The organism is Pseudomonas sp. JE3303 (assembly GCF_056312565.1).
The window spans coordinates 512223-535090 of the sequence record NZ_JBWGIF010000001.1; the positions used below are offsets into that span (position 1 = coordinate 512223).

Consider the following 22868-nt stretch of genomic DNA (forward strand, 5'->3'; position numbering starts at 1 on the left):
ATGTATCACGGTGAACGCTTCAATGCCTGGACGCACCTGGTCGGTGCGGTACTGGCTGCCATCGGTGCCATCTGGCTAATCATTGCGGCCGGATTGCAAGGCGATCCGTGGAAGATCGTCAGCTTTTCCATCTACGGCGTCACGCTGCTGACGCTCTACAGTGTTTCGACCCTTTACCACAGCACGCGCGGGCGGGCGAAGGTGATCATGCGCAAGCTCGATCACCTGTCCATCTACCTGCTGATCGCCGGCAGCTATACCCCGTTTTGCCTGGTCAGCCTGCGCGGCCCCTGGGGGTGGAGCCTGTTCGGGGTGGTCTGGGGGCTGGCATTGATCGGCATGCTGCAGGAGATCAAGCCGCGCTCGGAGGCGCGGGTGATGTCGATCGTGATCTATGCCTTGATGGGCTGGATCGTGCTGGTGGCGGTCAATCCTCTGCTGCACACCTTGGGCACCGCCGGCTTCGGCTGGCTGGCCGCGGGCGGTGTGCTCTACACCGTCGGCATCATCTTTTTCGCCTACGACCGGCGCTTTCGCCACTGGCACGGCATCTGGCACCTGTTCGTGATCGCCGGAAGCGTGCTGCACTTTATTGCCATCTTTTTCTACGTGCTCTAGAAATCACCCCACAGTTGCTGCGCTACCGACAACGCCACCACGGGCGCGGTTTCGGTGCGCAGCACGCGTGGGCCAAGGCGGGCGGCGTGGAAGCCGGCGGACTTGGCCTGTTCGACTTCAGCATCGCTGAGACCGCCTTCCGGGCCGACCAGGAAGGCCAGTGTGTCGGGGCGCGCGTGGCTGACCAGTGGTTCGGCAACCGGGTGCAGCACCAGCTTCAGCGCGGCGTCGGCCCCCTTGATCCACTCGGCCAAGGGGACGGGCGGATGGATCACTGGCAGGCGTGAGCGCCCGCATTGCTCGCAGGCGCTGATGGCGACCTGGCGCCAATGGGCCAGGCGCTTGTCGGCGCGCTCGTCCTTCAGGCGTACTTCGCAGCGTTCACTGACGATCGGCGTGATCTCGTTGGCGCCAAGTTCCGTGGCCTTCTGGATGGCCCAGTCCATTCGTTCGCCCCGGGAGAGACCCTGGCCGAGGTGGATGTGCAATGGCGATTCGGCCTGGCCGGGCAGCGCCTGGTCGAGGCTGACGCGTACGGTTTTCTTGCCGACCTCGAGCAACTGGCCGAGAAACTCCTGGCCGCTGCCGTCGAACAGTTGCACGGCGTCGCCCGGCGCCATGCGCAGGACCCGGCCGATGTAATGAGCCTGGGCCTCGGGCAGGTCGTGCTCGCCAAGGCTCAGGGGGGCGTCGATGAAAAAGCGGGATAGTCGCATAGGTGGCTCAAAGATTTGATTGACTGCGTGTGCGCGGTGCTTTGTGTGCGTGGTGGATCACGCTTAACCCGGATCTCGGAAGTCGGGGTGGAAGTCCTTCGGCACCGCGACGCTGACGCTGCTGCGCGTGGCGATATCGATGCCTTCGGTCGCCACCTCGGCCAGAAAATCGATCTGCTCGGGGGTAATCACGTACGGCGGCAGGAAGTACACTACGCTGCCCAGCGGACGCAGCAGCGCACCGCGGGTCAGGGCGTGCTCGAACACCTTGAGGCCGCGGCGTTCCTGCCAGGGATAGGCGGTCTTGCCGGCCTTGTCCTTGACCATCTCGACGGCCAGGGCCATGCCAGTCTGGCGCACTTCGGCCACATGCGGGTGGTCGGTCAGGTGCGCGGTAGCGCTGGCCATGCGCTGGGACAGGGCCTTGTTGGCCTCGATCACGTTGTCCTGTTCGAAGATATCCAGCGTCGCCAGGGCCGCGGCGCAGGCCAGCGGGTTGCCGGTGTAGCTGTGCGAATGCAGGAAGGCGCGCAGGGTCGGGTAGTCGTCATAGAAGGCCTGGTAGACATCCTCGGTGGTCAGGCACGCGGCCAGAGGCAGGTAGCCACCGGTCAAGGCCTTCGACAGGCAGAGGAAGTCCGGCCGGATGCCGGCCTGCTCGCACGCGAACATCGTGCCGGTACGGCCGAAGCCGACGGCGATCTCGTCATGGATCAGGTGCACGCCATAGCGGTCGCAGGCCTTGCGCAACAGCTTGAGGTAGACCGGGTGGTACATGCGCATGCCACCCGCGCCCTGGATCAGCGGCTCGACGATCACGGCGGCGATGCTGTCATGGTGCTCGGCCAGGGTCTGCTCCATGGCGGCGAACATGTTGCGCGAGTGCTCTTCCCAGCCCATGCCCTCGGGGCGCAGGTAGCAGTCCGGGCTCGGCACCTTCAGGGTATCGAGCAACAGAGCCTTGTAGGTTTCGGTGAACAGTGGCACGTCGCCTACCGACATCGCGGCAATGGTCTCGCCGTGGTAGCTGTTGGTGAGGGTGACGAAGCGCTTCTTCTGCGGCTGGCCCTTGTTGAGCCAGTAGTGGAAGCTCATTTTCAGCGCCACTTCGATGCATGACGAGCCGTTATCGGCGTAGAAGCAGCGATCCAGGCCTGCCGGAGTCATGCTGACCAGGCGCTCGGACAGCTCGATGACTGGCTGGTGGCTGAAACCGGCAAGGATCACGTGCTCGAGCTGGTCGACCTGGTCCTTGATGCGCTGGTTGATGCGCGGGTTGGCATGGCCAAACACGTTGACCCACCAGGAGCTGACGGCATCCAGGTAGCGCTTGCCCTCGAAGTCCTCCAGCCACACGCCTTCGCCGCGCTTGATCGGGATCAGCGGGAGCTGTTCGTGGTCTTTCATCTGGGTGCAGGGGTGCCACAAGACCTTGAGGTCCCGTTGCATCCACTGATCGTTGAGGCCCATGGGCACTTCTCCTGGCGACGCGGCGTGTATAGACCGCGTAAGCCTAAGCAATGCTGCCGGGCAGGACAACCTGCCGTGTTTGATGTCAGTACGCTGGCACGGCACTGGAGGGTGACGTATTCTTGATGCATTACCCCCTGGGATGTCCATCCCCTTCTTTTATCGGTTTTTTCTGATCCGGAGTTCGCCGAAATGGCTGCTGCTTGGCTGCGCCTGTGCGCGTTGGTAATGATTGGTGGTTTGTCCGGCGGCGCTGCGCTGGCACAGGGCAAGACGCCTGCGGCGATCGTGGTGGGCGGCGGCCTGGCGGGGCTGACCGCAGCCTATGAGCTGCAGGCCAAGGGCTGGCAGGTCACGCTGCTCGAAGCCAAGGGCGGGATGGGTGGCCGCTCGGGGCTGGCGACCAGCGAGTGGATCGGCAACAGCAAGGCGCAGCCGGTGCTCAACCAGTACCTGGACCAGTTCAAGCTCACGACCTTGCCTGCGCCCGAATTCGTACGTACCCCGAGCTACCTGATCGATGGCGACTACTTCAGCGCCGCGGACCTGGCGACCAAGCAGCCGGCCACCGCCGAGGCGCTCAAGCGCTATGAGACAACTCTCGACGACCTGGCGCGATCGATCGATGATCCGCTGACCCCTGCGGCCAACAGCACGCTGTTCGCCCTCGACCAGATCAACGTATCCGCGTGGCTCGACAAGCTGCAGCTGCCGTCCACTGCGCGGCAACTGATCAACCAGCAGATCCGTACCCGTTATGACGAGCCGTCGCGCCTGTCGCTGTTGTATTTTGCCCAGCAGACCCGTGTCTACCGAGGCGTCAGCGACCGCGATCTGCGGGCCGCGCGCCTGCCCGGAGGCAGCCCGGTGCTGGCCCAGGCCTTCGTCAAGCAGCTGAAAACCATCAAGACCAGCTCGCCAGTCACGTCTATCGTGCAGGACAAGGACGGGGTCACGGTGAAGGTCGGCAGCGTCGGCTATCAGGCCGATTACCTGGTGATGGCCGTGCCGCTTCGGGCGCTGGCCAAGATCCAGATGACGCCCGGCCTGGACAACCAGCACCTGGCGGCGCTCAAGGGCACCAACTACGGGTGGCGTGACCAGTTGCTGCTCAAGTTCAAGACCCCGGTGTGGGAGAGCCGCTCGCGCATGTCTGGCGAGATTTACAGCAATACCGGCCTTGGCATGCTGTGGATCGAGCCTGCACTCAAGGGGGGCGCCAACGTGGTGATCAACCTGTCGGGTGATAACGCTCGGCTGCTTCAGGCCTTTGGTGACAAGCAGATGGTCGACCAGGTGCTGATCCGCATGCACAACTTCTATCCGAAGGCGCGGGGCGCGTTCACCGGCTACGAGATCCGCCGGTACAGCACGGATGCGGGCATGGGGGGGGCATACCTTGCCTACGGTCCCGGCCAGATCAGCAAGTACTGGCGCCTGTGGGAGCGTCCAGTGCAACGTGTGGCCTTTGCGGGTGAACACACCGACGCGCTGTATCCAGGCACGCTCGAAGGCGCGCTCCGTAGTGGCCAGCGGGCTGCAGGCCAGGTGCAGGATCTGGCTGCGGGCAAGTCTTTCGAGCCTGCCAAGGCGGTCGCTGCCAAGGCGCCCACTGCGGTCGAGAAAGAGAAGGGCGGATTCTTCTCGAATCTGTTTGGAGGCTCTTCTGACAAGGCCCCGGTCAAGGCAGAACCTGAAAAGCAGGGCACGCCTGGCTTCTTCGCACGGTTGTTCGGAAAGGATGAGGAGCCAGTTGCCAAGGCGAAGTAAGCGGCTCGGCCTACAACGCGCGTTGACGTTAATGTCTGCTTAATTGACGAATTCCAGAATATCCATCTGATAGTTCGATATTCCAGAGCAGTTTTTTCCGCTTTTTTTCGATACGTTTCGCGTTAGTCTTGTGGGCAGTTCTTAAGGGGAAACAGGCATGCAACTGCGCAACTCACCCACTCGGTATGGTTCGGTCAGCATGCTCCTGCACTGGAGCGTGGCGCTTGCGGTCTATGCCCTGTTCGCCCTGGGCCTGTGGATGGTCGGTCTCGACTACTACAGCCCGTGGCGCAAGGAAGCTCCAGACCTGCACAAGAGCATCGGCCTGATACTGCTGGCGGTGATGTTGGCGCGGGTGGTCTGGCGATTTGTCAGCCCGCCACCCCCGGCACCTGCCACTCACGGCTCATTTACCCGAGTGGCCGCCAAACTTGGCCATGCTGTGCTGTACTTCGGGCTGTTTGCCGTGATGATCGCCGGTTACCTGATCTCCACCGCCGATGGCGTGGGCATCCCGGTGTTCGGCTGGTTCGAGGTGCCGGCCCTGGTCAGCAACCTGCCTGACCAGGCAGACCTTGCAGGTGTGATCCATTTCTACCTGGCCTGGGGGTTGGTGATTTTTTCCGGCCTGCATGCCCTGGCAGCCCTCAAGCACCATTTCATCGACCGTGACGCGACCCTGACACGCATGCTGGGCCGCAAAGCTTGACTCTCAACCTCAATTGCAAAGGAATCGAAGGATGTTGAAAAAGACTTTCGCCGCGCTGGCACTGGGTACCGCACTGCTTTCGGCCGGCCAGGCCATGGCAGCGGACTACCAGATCGACAAGGAAGGCCAGCACGCTTTCGTCGACTGGAAGATCAGCCACCTGGGCTACAGCTTCATCCACGGCACGTTCAAGGACTTCGACGGTACCTTCTCGTGGGACAAGGCTCAGCCTGAAGCCAGCAAGATTGCCGTCGACCTGAAGACTGCCAGCCTGTGGTCCAACCATGCAGAGCGTGACAAGCACATCGCCAGCGCCGACTTCCTCGATGTGAAGAAGTATCCCGACGCCAAGTTCGTTTCCACCGCAGTCAAGTCGACCGGTGAGAAAACCGCCGACGTGACGGGTGACCTGACCCTGCACGGCGTGACCAAGCCAGTGACCTTCAAGGCCGAGTTCAACGGCGAAGGCAAGGATCCGTGGGGCGGTGAGCGTGCTGGCTTCAATGCCAAGACCACGCTGAACCTCTCTGACTTCGGCATCAAGGGCCCAGGCCCGACTTCCCAGACACTCGACCTGGACATCAGCCTCGAAGGCGTCAAGCAGAAGTAATTCGCTGACCGTAGACAACAACGCCGCCCCTAGGGGCGGCGTTGTTGTCTACGCGGCTGGTCAGCGATTGCGGGTCAGCAGCGCAGGGCGCTCACCGCGTGGGCGGCTTGGCAGGTCTTCAAGTTGCTCGGCGGTCGGGAAACGGTCGAGCTTGGATTCCTTGTGCACGATCTTCGGCTGGGCCTGGCCCTGGCCGTCGCGTGGTCCGCGAACAGCGGGTTCCTGGCGCGACTGGTCAGTGCGCGACGACTGGCGGCCACCGCCACCTGCGTCACGACGTCCACCGCCGTTGTTGCTGCGCGGACGCTTGTCACCACTGCCGGCAGCAGCACCACTACCACCACCACCGGTACGCGGCTGGCCACCACGGGGCTGGCTAGCGCCGGTGCCGGATCCCTGGCGCTGGCTGCCGCCTTGGGTCTGCTGGCCAGCACTGCCACCTGGACGACGATTACGACCCTGGTTCTTGTTCTGGTACGGGCTGACGTAGTCGGCACGGTTACCAAAGTTGTCGACTTCGTCGTCCAGGAAGGTTTCAGGGTCGCGATTGGCGGGAGCCGACGCAGTGCCTTGCTGAGCCGACTGCGGCTGGCTCGGCTTCCTGTTGCGGGGCTTGCGCTCTGGACGGGGCTGCTGGCCGGCAGCTTTTTCCGCCGGTTTCTCGGCTGCTGTCTTTTCGCGGCCTTTGTCCTTGCCCTTGTCCTTGCGGCCACCGCTGCCGGCATTGCTGCCTTCGCTGCGCGGGCTACGCGCGCCGCGGCCGCTGACCTGGGGGCGCTCGCGCACTTCAGGCTTCTCGGCTTCGACCTTGCTCGCATCAAAGCCCATCAGGTCGCCGTCGGCGATCTTCTGGCGAGTGACGCGCTCGATGCTCTTGAGCAGTTTTTCTTCGTCCGGCGCCACCAGCGAGATGGCTTCACCCGAGCGACCGGCACGGCCGGTACGGCCGATACGGTGTACGTAGTCTTCCTCGACGTTTGGCAGCTCGAAGTTGACCACGTGCGGCAGCTGGTCGATGTCCAGTCCACGGGCAGCGATGTCGGTCGCCACGAGGATGCGTACGCTGCCGGCCTTGAAGTCGGCCAGGGCCTTGGTGCGGGCGTTCTGGCTCTTGTTACCGTGAATCGCGGCGGCGGTCAGGCCGTGTTTTTCAAGGTATTCGGCCAGGCGGTTGGCGCCGTGCTTGGTACGGGTGAACACCAGCACCTGTTCCCAGGCACCGAGGGTGATCAGGTGAGCAAGGAGCGAACGCTTGTGGCTGGAGGCCAGCCGGTAGACACGTTGCTCGATGCGCTCGACCGTGGTGTTGGGGGGCGTGACCTCGATTCGCTCCGGGTTGCGCAGGAGCTTGTCGGCGAGGTCGGTGATGTCCTTGGAGAACGTCGCCGAGAACAGCAGGTTCTGGCGCTTGCTCGGCAGGCGGGCCAGGACCTTCTTCACGTCATGGATAAAGCCCATGTCGAGCATGCGGTCGGCTTCGTCCAGTACCAGGATCTCGACGTGGGACAGGTCGACATTGCCTTGGCCGGCGAGGTCGAGCAGGCGGCCCGGGCAGGCCACCAGGACATCGACGCCCCGGGACATGGCCTGGATCTGCGGGTTCATGCCGACGCCGCCGAAGATGCAGGCGCTGACCAGTTTCAGGTCACGTGCATAGACCTTGAAGCTGTCATGGACCTGGGCTGCCAGTTCACGGGTCGGGGTCAGGACCAGCACGCGCGGCTGGCGCGGACCATGCCGGTGGGATTTGTCCGGATGACCGCCCGGAAACAGGCGCTCGAGGATCGGCAGGGCGAAGCCGCCGGTTTTGCCAGTACCTGTCTGGGCGGCGACCATCAGGTCGCTGCCCTGCAACACGGCGGGAATGGCCCGCTGTTGCACCGGAGTGGGCTGGGTATAGCCCGCTGCCTCGATAGCGCGGACTAAAGCCTCGGAGAGACCGAGGGAAGCAAAGGACATGGGCAATCCTGTTCTAGTGTGGGCTGGGCCCGATGGGATGATCGTGCCTGGCGCGACAAGCATCGGAGGGATGCGATCGCGTCCGGTCCAGCAGGGCTTTGACGTGCATCCGGGAAGCGGCGGGCGGGCACTTGGCGCGCCTTCATACCGGTCGGGATGCCTGCTGCAAGGCCGAGCGTCCGGGTGTGAGCCTGGCGGGAAGGCCCGAGTATAACAGAGCAATCACGGCGTGCCGCTTTCCTGCTGCTCAACGGCGTGAGGAATGTTCGCGGCACCCCCGGCGTAGCGGGCACCGAGTTCGGCGTAGGCTGGCTCCTGCTTGAAGCGGCGCAACTCGGCTGTGAAGCGCTCGGCCAGCACTTCACGGCCGGGCTTGCGGGTCAGTGCCAGGTACTGCGGCTTCCGGCTGACCACCAGCGGCAGGTCTTCGACAAGGTCCTGCAGTCCCAATTGCCTGCGCAGATGCAGGCCAACGCGGCGATCGGTGATCAGCAGGTCGATGCGCCCGCGCTGCAGCTTGCCCAGGTTGGCTACATGGGTGGGGGCCGCCTCGCTCCGGAAGAGCGTCGACCCAAGGAACGCTGCGCCATAGTCATAGCCTGGAGAGGTCCCCACGGTCAGTCCGGCCAAGTCTTCCAGGCGTGTTACCGGGTGAGGGCGGGCCTTGGCCTGGAACAGCACGAATTCCACTGTCGACATGGGCTCGTCCGGGTAGACCATCAGTGCCTCGCGCGCGGAGGTCTGGAAGATATCCAGGATGCCATCGGCCAGGCCTTGCTCGACCATTGCCAGGCAGCGTTTCCACGGCAGGATCTCCCAGTGCACCTGGACCCCCAGGCGCTTGAACACCTGGTTGGCCACCTCGTAGTCGATGCCTTTGAATTGGCCGTTTTCCTGGTAGAAGTAGGGCGACCATTCGTCACTGACAATACGCAGCCGTTCGCCATGGGCCAGGAAACTCAGGCTGGCGAGCAGGAGTGTGCAGAGGAGGCGGAGGAAATGTGGCATGGAGCAAGATTACGACGCGGGGCGGGGGGTTCGCCATAGTTTTGCAGCGACCATCAGATCGAGCGCCGCGCATGCGGCGCTCGATCTCAAGGGCGATGAAACCCCGGGGGATACTCTTACCGCGGCAACTTCAGGTTATTCCACACCGCCAGACTGGGCTCAGCCTGGTTCAGCGTATAGAAATGCAACCCCGGAGCCCCACCTTCCAGCAGTTGCTCGCACATGCGGGTGATCACTTCTTCGCCAAAGGCCTGGATGCTGTTCACGTCATCGCCATAGGCTTCGAGCTGCTTGCGGATCCAGCGTGGAATCTCGGCGCCGCATGCATCGGAGAAGCGCGCCAGCTTGCTGTAGTTGGTGATCGGCATGATCCCCGGGACCACAGGAATATCCACGCCCATCTGCTGCACGCGCTCGACGAAGTAGAAATAGCTGTCGGCGTTGAAGAAGTACTGGGTGATGGCGCTGTCGGAACCGGCCTTGACCTTGCGCACGAAATTGGCGAGGTCGTCCTCGAAATTGCGCGCCTGCGGGTGCATCTCGGGGTAGGCGGCGACTTCCAGGTGGAAATGGTCACCGGTTTCCCGGCGGATGAACTCGACCAGGTCATTGGCATGGCGCAGCTCGCCGCTGGCCATGCCCATGCCCGATGGCAGGTCGCCGCGCAGGGCGACGATGCGCTTGATGCCGGCTTCCTTGTACTGGGCCAGCAGGCTGCGCAGGTCTTCCTTGCTGTCACCAACGCACGACAGGTGCGGGGCGGCAGGGACCTTGATCTCGTTTTCCAGCTGCAGCACGGTGTTGAGCGTGCGGTCGCGGGTCGAGCCGCCCGCACCATAGGTGCAGGAGAAGAAGTCAGGGTTGTAGGTGGCCAGTTGACGGGCAACGCCCATCAGCTTTTCGTGGCCAGCGTCGGTCTTGGTTGGAAAGAATTCGAAACTGTAACGGCGTTCTTCAGACATCAGGCATTCCTCGGAGCTGCAAGCGTCAAGCGTCTAGCATCAAGCTGCAAACCTCGGCCAGGCACGGACTGCCCTGGCTTGCGGCTTGCAGCTTGCAACTTCCCGCGTAGCGGCTTAGTACCGGTAGGCGTCCGGCTTGAACGGGCCTTCGACAGTCACGCCGATGTACTCGGCCTGCTGCTGGGTCAGCTGGGTCACCACGCCACCGAAGCCGCGGACCATTTCCAGGGCCACTTCTTCGTCAAGCTTCTTGGGCAGCACTTCGACGGTCAGCCGTTCGGCTTTCTGCGCGGCTGGCAGGGTGGCGAACTTCTGTTCGAACAGGAAGATCTGTGCCAGCACCTGGTTGGCGAACGAACCGTCCATGATGCGGCTCGGGTGACCGGTCGCGTTGCCCAGGTTGACCAGGCGGCCTTCGGCCAGCAGGATCAGGTAGTCGTCGTTCTGCGGGTCGAAGTCGCCATGGCCGGTGCGGTGGATCTTGTGCACCTGCGGCTTGACCTCTTCCCATGCCCAGTTCTTGCGCATGAAGGCCGTGTCGATCTCGTTGTCGAAGTGGCCGATGTTGCAGACCACTGCACGCTTCTTCAGGGCCTTGAGCATGTTGGCGTCGCAGACGTTGACGTTACCGGTGGTGGTGACGATCAGGTCGATCTTGCCCAGCAGGGCCTTGTCGACGCTGGCCTCGGTGCCATCGTTGATACCGTCGGTGAAGGGCGAAACCAGCTCGAAGCCGTCCATGCAGGCTTGCATGGCGCAGATCGGGTCGACCTCGGAAACCTTGACGATCATGCCTTCCTGACGCAGGGACTGGGCCGAGCCCTTGCCCACGTCACCGTAGCCGATCACCAGGGCCTGCTTGCCCGACAGCAGGTGGTCGGTACCGCGCTTGATGGCGTCGTTCAGGCTGTGACGGCAGCCGTACTTGTTGTCGTTCTTGCTCTTGGTGACCGAGTCGTTGACGTTGATCGCCGGGACTTTCAGCTCACCCTTGGCCAGCATGTCGAGCAGACGGTGCACACCGGTGGTGGTTTCCTCGGTGACGCCGTGGACGTTTTCCAGCACGGCCGGGTACTTCTTGTGCAGCAGCTCGGTCAGGTCGCCGCCGTCGTCGAGGATCATGTTGGCGTCCCATGGCTGGCCATCCTTGAGGATGGTCTGCTCCAGGCACCACTCGTACTCTTGCTCGGTCTCGCCTTTCCAGGCGAATACCGGGATGCCGGCAGCGGCGATGGACGCAGCGGCCTGGTCTTGAGTCGAGAAGATGTTGCAGGACGACCAGCGCACTTCGGCACCCAGGGCAACCAGGGTCTCGATCAGCACGGCAGTCTGGATGGTCATGTGGATGCAGCCGAGAATCTTGGCACCCTTGAGCGGTTGCTCTTGCAGGTACTTGCGGCGCAGGCCCATCAGTGCCGGCATTTCGGACTCGGCGATGATGGTTTCGCGACGGCCCCAGGCAGCCAGGGAAATGTCAGCGACTTTGAAATCGGTAAAATCTGCAGGCGTGTTTACAGCGCTCATGATGAGCCTCCATTCGTAGTGTGCGAATGGGCGCCGTTGTGCGTTAAGCGTCCGCGAGACGGACAACGCCCCATCCGAGCCTGACAGGTCGAGCCTGCTGCAGCGCCCCTCGGACAGGTGGCGGGCATGGCCCCGCTGGGGGCGGCCATGTGAAACGTGGGCGATTATAGCTGTGCTGAGCGCTTGGGCCCAAGGTTTTCTGTCGATTAATCGAGACGATAGTCGATGGCCAATGGAGTGCCACGAACGGCTCTGCCATCATGTCTGCACGATTGGCAAACCGGTCAGGAGCAATGATGAACTTCCACACCCGCAAATGGGTAAAACCCGAAGACCTCAATCCCAATGGAACGCTGTTCGGCGGCAGCCTTCTGCGCTGGATCGACGAAGAAGCGGCGATCTACGCCATTGTCCAGCTGGGCAACCAGCGCGTAGTGACCAAGTACATCTCGGAGATCAACTTCGTCAGCGCCTCGCGCCAGGGCGACATCATCGAGCTGGGCATCACGGCCACCGAGTTCGGCCGCACCTCGATCACCCTCAAGTGCGAAGTGCGCAACAAGATCACCCGCAAGAGCATCCTCACCGTGGACAAGATGGTCTTCGTCAACCTCGGCGAAGACGGCCTGCCCGCGGCGCACGGGCGGACCGAGATCAAGTACATCCAGGATCAGTTCGACATCGTTCCCGAGTAATGCGCTAGCCGTGTGTGACCGGGGCCTCTGTCTGCCCGGTCACCCCGCGCACCACCCGGCCGATGCTCAGGCCCTGGATCAGGATCGACAGCAGCACCACGATGTAGGTGATGCTCAACAGCAGATCACGCTCCTCGCCGGCAGGCAGCGACAGGGCCAGGGCCACTGACACACCACCGCGCAGGCCGCCCCAGGTCAGCACGCGGATCGTGCCGCTCGGCACCGGCCGCCAGCGGCGCAGCAGCACGATGGCAGGGGCCACGGTCAGCAGGCGCGACAGCAGGATCGCTACCGCCAGGCTGGTCGCGGCCGCCACATGTAGCCAGTTGAAAGGCAGCAGCAACAGCTCCAGGCCGATCAGCGCGAACAACAGGGCATTGAGCATGTCATCGATCAGCTCCCAGAAGCCGTCGAGGTACCGGCGGGTCATGTCGTTCATCGCCAGGTTGCGCCCCAGGTTGCCGATGATCAGGCCCGCCACCACCATCGCGATCGGTGCCGAAACGTGCAGCTCGTAGGCCAGCGCCGAACCGCCGATGACCAGCGCCAGGGTCAGCATGACTTCGACCTGGTACTGCTCGATGCTCTTGATCATGCGGTATATGGCATAGCCGATCACCGCGCCAAACGCCACGCCGCCAACCGCTTCACGCACGAACAGCATGGCCGTGTCGGCAACGCTCGGGGTTTCGCCCAGCTGTGCGATGCCCAGGAGCACGGTGAACACCACGACCGCGGTGCCGTCGTTGAAAAGCGATTCGCCGACGATGGTGGTTTTCAGCGGTTTCGAGGCGTTGGCGGTGCGAAGCGCGCCGAGTACCGCGATCGGGTCGGTGGGCGAGATCAGCGCACCAAACAGCAGGCAATAGAGCATGCTGACGTGCCAGCCGAAGAGCGCGAAGATCCAGTGCGCCAGATAGCCGATCACCACGGTGGCGATCAGTACACCCACCGTGGCCAGCAGCCCGATTGGCCAGCGATAGCTGCGCAGGTCGCTGAGGTTGACGTGCAGCGCACCGGCGAACAGCAGGAACGACAACATCCAGTGCATCAGCAGGTCGTTGAAGTCGATCTGGTTCATCAGGCCTTCGACCCGGGCCTCGAGGCCGGGGTAGCCGATCAGGCTCAGGCCCTGCAGCATCAGGGAAAACAGCAGCGCGGTAACCATCACGCCGATGGCCGGCGGCAACCCGATGAACCGGTAGTTGACGTAGGTAAGGAGGGTGGTCAGGCAAATAAAGACAGCAACAATCTCAAGCATCCGAGGTCCTGTAGCAAAGGGAATCCAAGCCGGTACCCGAAAAGCTCGGGCAGGTGTTTGATGACTGCAGATGCGTTTCGGGACACAGTTTTTGACCGTGTTCATTGAATTCGTTCGATGAGTACCCGATAGTCCCGCCGATTCCGCGTCACCGAAAAGGACCTACGCGTGTTAGCCACTTCGCTCGTACTGATCGCTGCCTTGCTGCATGCCACGTGGAACACCCTGATCAAGTTCAGCGGCGAGCGCCTCCTGGTGATTGCCAGCATGGATACGGTGGCGCTGGTGTTCGCGGTGGCGGCGGTGGCTTTCGTCGAGCTGCCGCCTGAGGCCGTCTGGCCATGGCTGATCGCCTCGGCATTGGCAGAGCAGTTGTACCGGGCGCTGTTGATCCGCGCCTATCGGGTTGGCGACCTGGGGCTGGTCTATCCTCTGATGCGCGGTCTGTCGCCGCTGGTGGTGTTGGGGCTGACCCTGGCGTTTGCAGGTGAGCCGCTGAGCGGCCAGCAGATCATCGGTATCCTGCTGATCCCATGTGGCATGGCGTGTCTGCTATGGCAGGGCGGGGGCGGCGAGCGGCTGCCGTGGTCGATGTTGCCGGTGGTGGCGCTGATCGGGCTCTGCATCGGCTGCTACACGTGGTTCGACGGCCAGGCCGTGCGCCTGTGGGGCAAGCCGTTCGACTACCTGGTCTGGTTGACCCTGCTCAGTGCCTGGCCGTTCCCGTTGTTGGCAGGCGTGGCGCGACGGACGCCGTTCGTGCTGTTCTGGCGCCTGCAATGGCGGCTGGGGCTCGCGGTGGGAGTATGCGTGTTGCTCAGCTATGCGCTCGTGCTGTGGGCCATGCACCTGGGTTCGGTGGCCGAAGCGGCGGCCTTGCGGGAGCTGAGCGTGATCCTGGTGGTGCTGCCGGGCATGCGTTACCTCAAAGAACCTTTTGGCGGCCCGAGGCTCATAGCCTGCGGGCTGGTACTGGCAGGCATGCTGGTGATGAAGCTCTGAAACCGACTCTCTGACAAGGAAATCTCCATGACCGTTGCCCTGTGGTGTGTACTGATCGCGATCTTCCTGCCGCCGCTTTGCGCGCTGACCGCCAAGCTCAGCAGCGGCAAGTTCCGCATGGGCCATAACCATGACCCGCGTGCCTTCCTGGAAAAGCTCGAAGGCCTGCCGCGCCGGGCCCATGCCGCCCAGCAGAACGGCTACGAAGCCTTTCCGGCGTTCGCCGCCGCCGTGCTGGTCGCCGATCTGGTCGGCAATGCCGATCAGGTAACCCAGGATGTACTGGCGGTCCTGTACATCACCAGCCGTCTGCTCTACATCATCTGCTATCTGGCCGACTGGGCCGCACTGCGTTCGCTGGTGTGGTTCGCCGGCCTGGGCCTGATCGTTTCGTTCTTCGTGATCTCGGCGTAGATCACAGCACCTTGGGTACGTCTGGCAGCGCCGCGCCTTTTGGCCACAGCAGCCAGATCTGCCCCTGCTGCTTCATGTCCCCTGCAAGCTGGCCGGCTTCGCTGCCGGTGCCCCAGAACAGATCCGCGCGGACTTCGCCGGTAATCGCGCCGCCGGTGTCCTGCGCCGCCACGGGGCGTACCACCGGGCTGCCGTCAGGCCGCGTGGTGGAGAGCCAGAGCAGGCTGCCCAGCGGAATGACCTTGCGGTCGATGGCCACGCTGTAACCTGCGGTCAACGGCACGTTCAGCGAGCCACGCGGACCCTCGTTGCTGTCCGGACGGGTGCTGAAGAACACGTAGCTGGGGTTGCTGGCCAGTAATTCCGGAACCCGTACCGGGTTGGCCTGTGCCCAGGCATGGATGCTGCCCATCGTGACATCTTCCTTTTTCAGCTGGCCCTGCTCCACCAGCCAGCGGCCGATAGGCCGGTATGGATGGCCGTTCTGGTCGGCGTAGCCAATGCGCAGCTGGCGGCCATCGTCCAGCTGAATGCGGCCAGAGCCCTGGATCTGCAGGAACTGCAGGTCCATGGGGTCGGTCAGCCAGGCCAGCACCGGGGCCTTCGCGCCCTCGCGGTTGATCACTTCGGCGGTGTCATAGGGTTTGAGTACCCGGCCATCCAGCCTGCCGCGCAGGCGCTTGCCCTTGAGTTCGGGGTAGACGCTGTCGAGCGCGACCACGACCATGTCGTCCGGCACGCCGTAGACCGGGACCTGTGCAGCATCGGTGGCCGTGAGGCTGCCGGGGTAGACCGGTTCGTAGTAGCCTGTGACCAGCCCGTTGGCGTTGTTCTGGGCCGAGCGCAGGCCGTAGACCTGAAGCTGCTGCTCCAGGAAAGCGCGCACCTGGCTTGCATCAGCCGGGACTTGCTCCGCCGCTTGGCACGTACCCGCCCAGACAGCATCGCGCTTGAGACGCTCGCAGGCGCTGCGCCAGGCCTCGAAACCTGCCAGCAGGTCGCTGTCGCTGACAGTGGGCAGGTCTTTCCAGTCGGCGCTGGCGTAGGTGGCCACTGCATGGGGTTCGGGTTTTGCGGCTTCCTTGTCCTTGCCGTTGCAGCCGACAAGCAGAGCCAGTGCCGGGAGCGCCCAGGCGAGTTGGCGCAGTGCAGATTTCATGAGGGGCGAATCCTTGTGGGCGTGGGCGTTACTGACACAGGGTGTTACTTGTCCAGTTCATCCTTGGCGTCCTTCAGTTCCTTGCGCGACTCGGCCAGCTTGTCCTTGCGCTTGTTGATCTTCTCCGAGTCGCCCTTTTTCATGGCTTTTTCCAGATCCCGCTCACGTTGGGAAACCTCGTGCCGCGCATCCAGCACTTTTTGCTCACGCTGTTTGCGCAGGCTACTGTCGGTGCAATGCTCGGTCTGTTCCTTCAGGGCGGTTTCCAGGCCATCGACCTGGCCCTTGTTGTTGTGCGCCCGGGCTTCCTTGAGCTGATTTTCGATGGCGCTGCGCTTGGCGGCGCACCCGGTCAGGCCAGGATCAGGCTGCGCGGCCTGGAGCGGGCCAGCGGCGAGGCCGAACGCGGAAAGCAAGGCGAGAGTGGAAAACAGTTTCATGAGGGGTTCCTCAGTGGGGCAGGGCAGCAAAAATAATGGGGCAAATCCTGCCCTGATTCGTGCGATTTATAAACCCTTCGCAGTATTTTCCCGGACACGATCAGAAAACGCCTCGGCTGCCTTGAAGCCATCGATGCCCTCCGAATGCAGTGTATGCGCCAGTGCCTGAACAGCCGTGTCATGGAAAAAGCGCCCTAGTTGTTCAGCCCGGTGCGCACCAATGCCGGGTTCGTTTTTCCATTGCGAGGTATTTCTGGCCTCCAGCTCCGCCCAGCGGCCAGGCAAGACGAGACCGCGGGGCGCGGGAACTCCGATAGCGCGGAGCCACTGTGCGAACGGGCGCGACCGGGCTTCGGCGAAGCTTTGCAGTACTCGGCTCGCGCGCGCCGGGCCGAAGTCGCTCAGGGGCAGCAGGTCTTCTTCGCGTAGCTGCAGCCAGTCGGCCAGGGAGTTGACTCGTCCAGCCTGCACCAGACTGCGCCAGATGCCTGGGCCTACGTGGGGCAAGGCCAGCCCCTGCTTGCCGCCGAGCCAGGTCAGCCGCGCGATGAATTGCTCCTCGCAACCGGGGGTCGCCTGCCAGCAGCTCAGCGGATGAAAGCGCCCTGGCGCCGGTGGGTCCACGGGAACTCGCTCGCGGCTGCGGTGCACCACATGGTCCAGCCGAGGGATGGTCAGGCCGGCCAGGCTGATGGCAACCTGGTCGCCCGGGCGGATATCAAGGCTGCGCCAACGCGCCAGGGAGCCCAGGCTGACCTGGGTGACGCGACGATCATCCAGGGTGAACGGCTGCAGGCGCAGCAGCAGGGTGATCCGGCCGGTCCGCCCGACCTTGAAATGGACCTCCCGGACTTCAGCCATCGCCGTTGCGAATGGATGTTTCCATGCGGCGATCCAATAGGGCGCCTTCGCCTTCCAGCGGGTCGCCGGCGGGCGCTGGCCCTGGCGCAGGACGACCCCATCGGTGGCGAAGGGCAGGGGCGAGCGGTACCAGTGGGCACGCCACTTTGCGGCCTCATCGACGCCCGGCACCGGCAGGCTGAAACGCGCACTGTCGCCGAATCCCAGTGCTTGCAACTGCGCCAGACGCTCCTGTTGGGTGGGCGGGCCTGCCGGCCAGTCCCAGATGAACAGGCCGACCCCCTCGCCCTGAGCGGCGGTCACCTCCCTGCGGGCCATCAGGCCGGCAATGATGCCGCGCGCGCTGACGCTCCCCGCAGTGGCTTGCACATGGTCGTCGAGGCGCCAGTAGAGCTCGCCCTGCAGAACCAGGTCGAGTGGCTGCGGCAGTTGTGCCGGGATGGCCTGCAATCTCGGCAGATGCCGGCTCCAGTCATGGCCATGGACGCCATCGCCCCGGCTGAGCAGACGCACCGGGCGGCCCTCCTGGTACACCAGCGAAACCGCGACCCCATCGACCTTGGGCTGGATCCACACGTCCTGTTTTCCACTCATCCAGGCCTTCACGGCGCTTTCATCGGCCAGCTTGCCGACGCCGGTATGTGGTATGGGGTGCGCGACCGGGCCGGCAGCGGTTGCAAGGGGGTTGGCTTCGGCCTTGTCGGAGAAGCAGCCCTGCAGGCGTTTCAGGCGTGTGCGGCTCTGGTCGTAGATGTCGTCGGGGACCTGCGATACGCCGAGGCGGTGGTACTGGTCGTCCCATTGGGCGAGGGTCTTGCGTAATTGGTCGAGTTCTTCGCGGGCCCGCTCGGATGGCCAGGGTGGGCACGGTTGGGCCTGCAGTGTCGGCAGACAGAGGATCAGTGAAACAAGGGCGAGAAGGCGTCGAATCATGGCCGGCTTCCTTGCCTGGCTGTAAGGAAACTCAAGCCTAGGCAATGTTGCGGCGGGTGGCGGGGGGAGTTGTCAGGGCGTGTGTCGGTTAAGTGCATGCCTTGAAGTTTGCAGCGCTCATGAGATCGAGCGCCGCCCGCGCGGCGCCCGATAGCCGCGGCGCTGCAAGAATCAAGCGCACACAGCGGCCCACATTCACCATCCGCCCAAAAAAAAGCCCCGCCCGATCACCCGGGCGGGGCTTTCAACGCAGCGTTCTTACATCCCGGCCGCAGCGCGCAGCGCGTCGACCCGGTCGGTGCGCTCCCAGGTGAACGTGGTGAACGTATCGTCACCCACGGTCTTCTGCTGCGGAGTACGGCCGAAGTGACCGTAGGCAGCAGTTTCCTGATACATCGGGTGCAGCAGGTCGAGCATGGTGGTGATGGCGTACGGACGCAGGTCGAAGCATTCGCGTACCAGCTGGATGATCTTGTCGTCGGAGATCTTGCCGGTGCCAAAGGTATTCAGCGAGATCGACGTCGGCTGCGCCACGCCAATGGCGTAGGAAACCTGGATTTCGCAGCGCTCGGCGAGGCCTGCGGCCACGATGTTCTTGGCCACGTAACGGCCAGCGTACGCTGCCGAACGGTCGACCTTGGACGGGTCCTTGCCCGAGAACGCGCCGCCACCATGACGGGCCATGCCGCCGTAGCTGTCGACGATGATCTTGCGCCCGGTCAGGCCGCAGTCACCCACTGGGCCGCCGATGATGAACTGGCCAGTCGGGTTGATGTGGAACTGAGTGTCCTTGTGCAGCAGCTCGGCAGGCAGGGTGTGCTTGACGATCAGCTCCATCACCGCTTCCTGCAGGTCTTTTTGCGCGACCTCGGGGTTGTGCTGGGTCGACAGCACCACGGCGTCGATACCCACGACCTTGCCGCCTTCGTAACGGCAAGTGACCTGGGACTTTGCATCCGGGCGCAGCCATGGCAGCAGGCCCGACTTGCGCGCTTCAGCCTGGCGCTCGACCAGACGGTGCGAGAAGCAGATCGGCGCTGGCATCAGCACGTCGGTTTCGTTGCTGGCGTAGCCAAACATCAGGCCCTGGTCGCCAGCGCCCTGGTCTTCCGGCTTGGAACGGTCGACGCCTTGGGCGATGTCCACCGACTGCTTGCCGATGATGTTCATCACAGCGCAGGTCGCGCCGTCGAAGCCGACGTCGGAGCTGTTGTAGCCGATATCGACGATGACCTTGCGCACGATCTCTTCAAGGTCGACCCAGGCAGAGGTGCTGACTTCGCCGGCGATGATGGCGACACCGGTCTTGACCAAGGTTTCGCACGCCACGCGGGCATACTTGTCCTGGGTGATGATGGCGTCCAGGACCGCATCCGAAATCTGGTCGGCGATCTTGTCCGGATGGCCTTCAGACACGGACTCGGAGGTGAAAAGGGAGTATTCGCTCATCTCGACGGGTTCCTAAAATTTACCGATGGTGATGTCGCCAGCAGGTCGCTCGAAATGGCGTACCTGAATCTGGAAACCGTTACGCAAGCCTACATAGAGGCTGTCCCCGGGGGTCAGTCCGGCAGCCGTGGCCCAACTGGCCAGGTCTTCCTGTTCGAAGCCCAGCCACAGGTCGCCACAGGCTTCCCGGGCCCAACCCTGGTCATGGCTGCACAGCTCGGTGACCAGCAGGCTGCCGCCTGCCCTCACACGGGTGGCCAGCCGCCGCAGGGCTTCGGCCGGGTCGCTGAAATGGTGCAGGACCATGTTCAGCACTACGCAGTCGGCTTCCACATCCGTTGCACTCAGTGCATCGGCCAACTGCAGGTTCACATTGGCAAGCCCCTCGCGCAGGCAGACCTGGTGGGCCAGGTCCAGCATCGTCGGGCTGTTGTCCAGCGCGGTGACGCGGGCAAAGCGCCGGGCCAGCTCAGGCAGAAACTCACCATCGCCGGGACCGACTTCCAGCGCGCTTGCCCTGTTATCGAAACTGAGCTTGTCGAGCAGGGCCAGCAGGCTTTCGCGGTATTGAGGCAGGCCAGCGATCAAATCTTGCTGGGCGCGGAATTTTTCTTCCACGCGCAGGAAAAAGTCCTGGCTGGTGGCTGCGCGCCGCTGCTGCACCAGAGCGATCCGCGTCTGCACCTCGGCCGGCAGCGACAGGCTGTCGACCTCATCGAGCAATGCCATGTGCAGGCGGCCGCCCAGGCGCAGGCTGTCGGGGAGGGCGCGGCGGTAGAAAATCGCGTTGCCTTCGCGTCGCGTGGCCACCAGCTCCGCCTGGGCCAGCACCTTCAGGTGATGGCTCATGCCGGACTGGCCGATATCGAAAATCTGCGCCAACTCAAGCACGCCATAGGAGTCGCTGGCCAGCGCGCGCAGTACGTTCAGGCGCAGCGGATCGCCGCCGGCCTTGCACAGGGCGGTCAGGTCATCGTTTGGCTCTTGACGTATCGAAGGGGCGCGCAGGTTCATGGTCGGGCAGTCTAGACAGGGTGCCCGCACCTCGCAATAGCAATATCAAAAAGTTTTGATATTGCGCGATGAGTGGGAGAATCCGCTAGCCTGGGGCTGGCAGGCGAACGGTTTGACAGCGCAATGCCCCGAAATTGCCTCCAATTGCAGGAAAATCGCTCGGCTGCGACCATCCGTCATTGCCCCCAGGCCGCCTGTGGGCGAAAATGGCCGCCTTTTTTCGTCTCATTACTTTTTCAAGCCCCAGGAGATCAGCGATGCCCAGCCGTCGTGAACGTGCCAACGCCATTCGTGCACTCAGCATGGATGCCGTGCAAAAGGCCAACAGCGGCCATCCCGGTGCCCCCATGGGCATGGCGGATATCGCCGAGGTTCTTTGGCGCGACTACCTGAAACACAATCCGAGCAACCCGAAGTTCGCCGACCGTGACCGCTTCGTGCTGTCCAACGGCCATGGCTCGATGCTGATCTATTCGCTGCTGCACCTGACCGGCTACGACCTGTCGATCGACGACCTCAAGGCTTTCCGTCAATTGCACAGCCGCACCCCGGGGCACCCGGAACTCGGCTATACCCCAGGTGTGGAGACCACCACCGGTCCTCTGGGCCAGGGCCTGGCCAATGCCGTGGGCTTCGCCATTGCCGAAAAGGTCATGGCCGGTCAGTTCAACCGTGACGGGCACAAGGTCGTCGACCACAACACCTACGTGTTCCTGGGCGACGGCTGCATGATGGAAGGCATCTCCCATGAGGTGGCTTCGCTGGCCGGTACCCTGGGCCTGAACAAACTCATCGCCTTCTATGATGACAACGGTATCTCCATCGACGGCGAAGTCGAAGGCTGGTTCACCGACGACACCCCGAAGCGTTTCGAAGCCTACAACTGGCAGGTGATCCGCAATGTCGACGGCCATGACGCCGACGAGATCAAGACTGCCATCGACACCGCTCGCAAGAGCAACCGTCCGACTCTGATCTGCTGCAAGACCATCATCGGTTTCGGCTCGCCGAACAAGCAGGGCAAGGAAGACTGCCACGGCGCTCCGCTGGGCAATGACGAAATCGCCCTGGCACGCAAGCAACTGAACTGGAACCACGCTCCGTTCGAAGTACCTGCCGACATCTATGCCGAGTGGGACGCCAAGCAAGCGGGCGCCAAGGCCGAAGCCGACTGGAACCAGCGCTTCGACGCCTATGCCAAGGCCTTCCCTGAACTGGCCAGCGAGCTCAAGCGCCGCCTGAACGGTGACCTGCCTGCCGATTTCGCTGAAAAGGCCGCTGCCTACGTCAGCGAAGTCGCCGCGAAGGGCGAGACCATCGCCAGCCGCAAGGCCAGCCAGAACACCCTGAACGCCTTCGGCCCGCTGTTGCCTGAACTGCTGGGCGGCTCCGCCGACCTGGCCGGTTCCAACCTGACCCTGTGGAAAGGCTGCAAGGGCGTCAGCGCTGAAGACGCCAGCGGCAACTACATGTTCTACGGCGTGCGTGAGTTCGGCATGACCGCCATCATGAACGGCATTGCCCTGCACGGTGGCCTGACGCCTTACGGCGCAACCTTCCTGATGTTCATGGAATATGCCCGCAACGCCGTGCGCATGTCGGCACTGATGAAGCAGCGCGTCATCCACGTCTACACCCACGACTCCATCGGCCTGGGCGAAGACGGTCCGACGCACCAGCCGATCGAGCAACTGACCAGCCTGCGCAGCACCCCGAACCTGGACACCTGGCGCCCAGCCGACGCAGTCGAATCGGCCGTGTCCTGGAAGCACGCCCTGGAGCGCAAGGACGGCCCATCGGCGCTGATCTTCTCGCGCCAGAACCTGCAGCACCAGGACCGCGACGCCCAGCAGATCGCTGACATCAGCCGCGGCGGCTATGTACTCAAGGATTGCGCCGGCGAGCCTGAACTGATCCTGATCGCGACCGGTTCCGAAGTGGGCCTGGCCGTGCAGGCCTTCGACAAGCTGACCGGGCAGGGCCGCAAGGTACGTGTGGTTTCGATGCCTAGCACCAGCGTGTTCGATGCCCAGGACGCTGCCTACAAGCAGGCCGTGCTGCCACTGGAAGTCGGTGCGCGGATTGCCATCGAAGCCGCCCACGCGGACTTCTGGTACAAGTACGTCGGCCTCGAAGGCCGTGTCATCGGCATGACCACCTACGGTGAGTCGGCCCCGGCGGCGGCGCTGTTCGAGGAGTTCGGCTTTACCCTGGAGAATATCCTGGGGACGGCTGAAGAACTGCTGGAAGATTGATGTAGCTGCAGGCGAGGGCTTTGCCCTCGATCGCGGCAC

19 protein-coding genes, 1 pseudogene and 1 riboswitch are annotated in these 22868 nt (G+C 63.4%); of the genes and pseudogenes, 8 read left to right on the plus strand and 12 right to left on the minus strand.

Annotation, left to right across the window (positions count from 1 at the left end):
• A complete protein-coding gene (gene trhA / locus AC0ZZU_RS02465) occupies positions 1-618 on the plus strand; it encodes a PAQR family membrane homeostasis protein TrhA (protein ID WP_476338772.1) in 618 nt (205 codons plus the stop codon).
• Here trhA and AC0ZZU_RS02470 read toward each other — a convergent pair.
• Both AC0ZZU_RS02470 and AC0ZZU_RS02475 read right to left on the minus strand, forming a co-directional pair.
• Positions 615-1334: a 16S rRNA (uracil(1498)-N(3))-methyltransferase gene (locus AC0ZZU_RS02470; RefSeq protein ID WP_476338774.1), complete on the minus strand. Its 720-nt coding sequence runs from the start codon at positions 1332-1334 to the stop codon at positions 615-617. The genes trhA and AC0ZZU_RS02470 overlap by 4 nt on opposite strands.
• A 63-nt stretch (positions 1335-1397) precedes the next feature.
• Positions 1398-2804 carry an adenosylmethionine--8-amino-7-oxononanoate transaminase gene (locus AC0ZZU_RS02475; protein WP_476338776.1) on the minus strand — a complete coding sequence of 469 codons (1407 nt, stop codon included), beginning with the start codon at positions 2802-2804 and terminating at the stop codon, positions 1398-1400.
• 192 nt (positions 2805-2996) lie between these two features.
• On the opposite strand from AC0ZZU_RS02475, the pseudogene AC0ZZU_RS02480 reads away from it, so the two are divergent.
• From AC0ZZU_RS02480 to AC0ZZU_RS02490, 3 genes and pseudogenes are all read left to right on the plus strand, one after another.
• Positions 2997-4571 (plus strand): annotated as a pseudogene (locus tag AC0ZZU_RS02480) (flavin monoamine oxidase family protein); the annotation flags it as partial.
• 160 nt (positions 4572-4731) lie between these two features.
• On the plus strand, positions 4732-5283 hold the full coding sequence (locus AC0ZZU_RS02485) for a cytochrome b (protein WP_476338778.1): 552 nt from the start codon (positions 4732-4734) through the stop codon (positions 5281-5283).
• A 31-nt stretch (positions 5284-5314) separates the two neighbouring features.
• Entirely contained in the window at positions 5315-5893 is a 579-nt protein-coding gene (locus tag AC0ZZU_RS02490) for a YceI family protein (protein WP_476338780.1), read from the plus strand.
• Between the two features lie 60 nt (positions 5894-5953).
• Here the strand turns inward: AC0ZZU_RS02490 and AC0ZZU_RS02495 are convergent, their stop codons facing one another.
• The 4 genes from AC0ZZU_RS02495 to ahcY form a co-directional block, all read right to left on the minus strand.
• Entirely contained in the window at positions 5954-7852 is a 1899-nt protein-coding gene (locus AC0ZZU_RS02495) for a DEAD/DEAH box helicase (protein ID WP_476338782.1), read from the minus strand.
• 222 nt (positions 7853-8074) lie between these two features.
• Positions 8075-8860, minus strand: a complete 786-nt coding sequence (locus tag AC0ZZU_RS02500) for a substrate-binding periplasmic protein (protein WP_476338783.1) — start codon at positions 8858-8860, stop codon at positions 8075-8077.
• Positions 8861-8976: 116 nt separating this feature from the next.
• Entirely contained in the window at positions 8977-9822 is an 846-nt protein-coding gene (gene metF, locus AC0ZZU_RS02505) for a methylenetetrahydrofolate reductase [NAD(P)H] (RefSeq protein ID WP_476338785.1), read from the minus strand.
• A gap of 114 nt (positions 9823-9936) precedes the next feature.
• Complete coding sequence (ahcY, locus tag AC0ZZU_RS02510) at positions 9937-11346, minus strand: adenosylhomocysteinase (RefSeq protein ID WP_476338787.1); 1410 nt, start codon at positions 11344-11346, stop codon at positions 9937-9939.
• A 21-nt stretch (positions 11347-11367) separates the two neighbouring features.
• Positions 11368-11463: riboswitch (S-adenosyl-L-homocysteine riboswitch) on the minus strand.
• A gap of 179 nt (positions 11464-11642) precedes the next feature.
• On the opposite strand from ahcY, the gene AC0ZZU_RS02515 reads away from it, so the two are divergent.
• On the plus strand, positions 11643-12041 hold the full coding sequence (locus tag AC0ZZU_RS02515) for an acyl-CoA thioesterase (RefSeq protein WP_476338789.1): 399 nt from the start codon (positions 11643-11645) through the stop codon (positions 12039-12041).
• A gap of 4 nt (positions 12042-12045) precedes the next feature.
• Here AC0ZZU_RS02515 and AC0ZZU_RS02520 read toward each other — a convergent pair whose 3' ends face one another.
• Positions 12046-13302: a cation:proton antiporter gene (locus AC0ZZU_RS02520; RefSeq protein ID WP_476338791.1), complete on the minus strand. Its 1257-nt coding sequence runs from the start codon at positions 13300-13302 to the stop codon at positions 12046-12048.
• Between the two features lie 168 nt (positions 13303-13470).
• Here AC0ZZU_RS02520 and AC0ZZU_RS02525 point away from each other — a divergent pair, with 168 nt between their 5' ends.
• Both AC0ZZU_RS02525 and AC0ZZU_RS02530 read left to right on the plus strand, forming a co-directional pair.
• The gene (locus AC0ZZU_RS02525) at positions 13471-14304 is read left to right on the plus strand and encodes an EamA family transporter (RefSeq protein ID WP_476338793.1); all 834 of its coding nucleotides are present in this window, start codon (positions 13471-13473) and stop codon (positions 14302-14304) included.
• Between the two features lie 27 nt (positions 14305-14331).
• Complete coding sequence (locus tag AC0ZZU_RS02530) at positions 14332-14718, plus strand: MAPEG family protein (RefSeq protein ID WP_158458590.1); 387 nt, start codon at positions 14332-14334, stop codon at positions 14716-14718.
• Between the two features lies 1 nt (position 14719).
• Here AC0ZZU_RS02530 and mltA read toward each other — a convergent pair whose 3' ends face one another.
• The 5 genes from mltA to AC0ZZU_RS02555 form a co-directional block, all read right to left on the minus strand.
• Positions 14720-15877, minus strand: a complete 1158-nt coding sequence (gene mltA / locus AC0ZZU_RS02535; protein ID WP_476338796.1) for a murein transglycosylase A — start codon at positions 15875-15877, stop codon at positions 14720-14722.
• 44 nt (positions 15878-15921) lie between these two features.
• On the minus strand, positions 15922-16317 hold the full coding sequence (locus AC0ZZU_RS02540; RefSeq protein WP_476338798.1) for a DUF1090 domain-containing protein: 396 nt from the start codon (positions 16315-16317) through the stop codon (positions 15922-15924).
• Between the two features lie 66 nt (positions 16318-16383).
• Complete coding sequence (ligB, locus tag AC0ZZU_RS02545; protein ID WP_476338800.1) at positions 16384-18111, minus strand: NAD-dependent DNA ligase LigB; 1728 nt, start codon at positions 18109-18111, stop codon at positions 16384-16386.
• Between the two features lie 258 nt (positions 18112-18369).
• Positions 18370-19560 (minus strand): methionine adenosyltransferase, encoded by a 1191-nt coding sequence (gene metK / locus AC0ZZU_RS02550; protein WP_476338802.1) that lies wholly within the window; start codon positions 19558-19560, stop codon positions 18370-18372.
• Between the two features lie 12 nt (positions 19561-19572).
• Complete coding sequence (locus AC0ZZU_RS02555; protein WP_476338804.1) at positions 19573-20574, minus strand: ArsR/SmtB family transcription factor; 1002 nt, start codon at positions 20572-20574, stop codon at positions 19573-19575.
• 257 nt (positions 20575-20831) lie between these two features.
• Between AC0ZZU_RS02555 and tkt the strand changes: the two genes are divergently transcribed.
• Positions 20832-22829 carry a transketolase gene (gene tkt / locus AC0ZZU_RS02560; RefSeq protein ID WP_476338806.1) on the plus strand — a complete coding sequence of 666 codons (1998 nt, stop codon included), beginning with the start codon at positions 20832-20834 and terminating at the stop codon, positions 22827-22829.
• Positions 22830-22868: the final 39 nt, after the last annotated feature.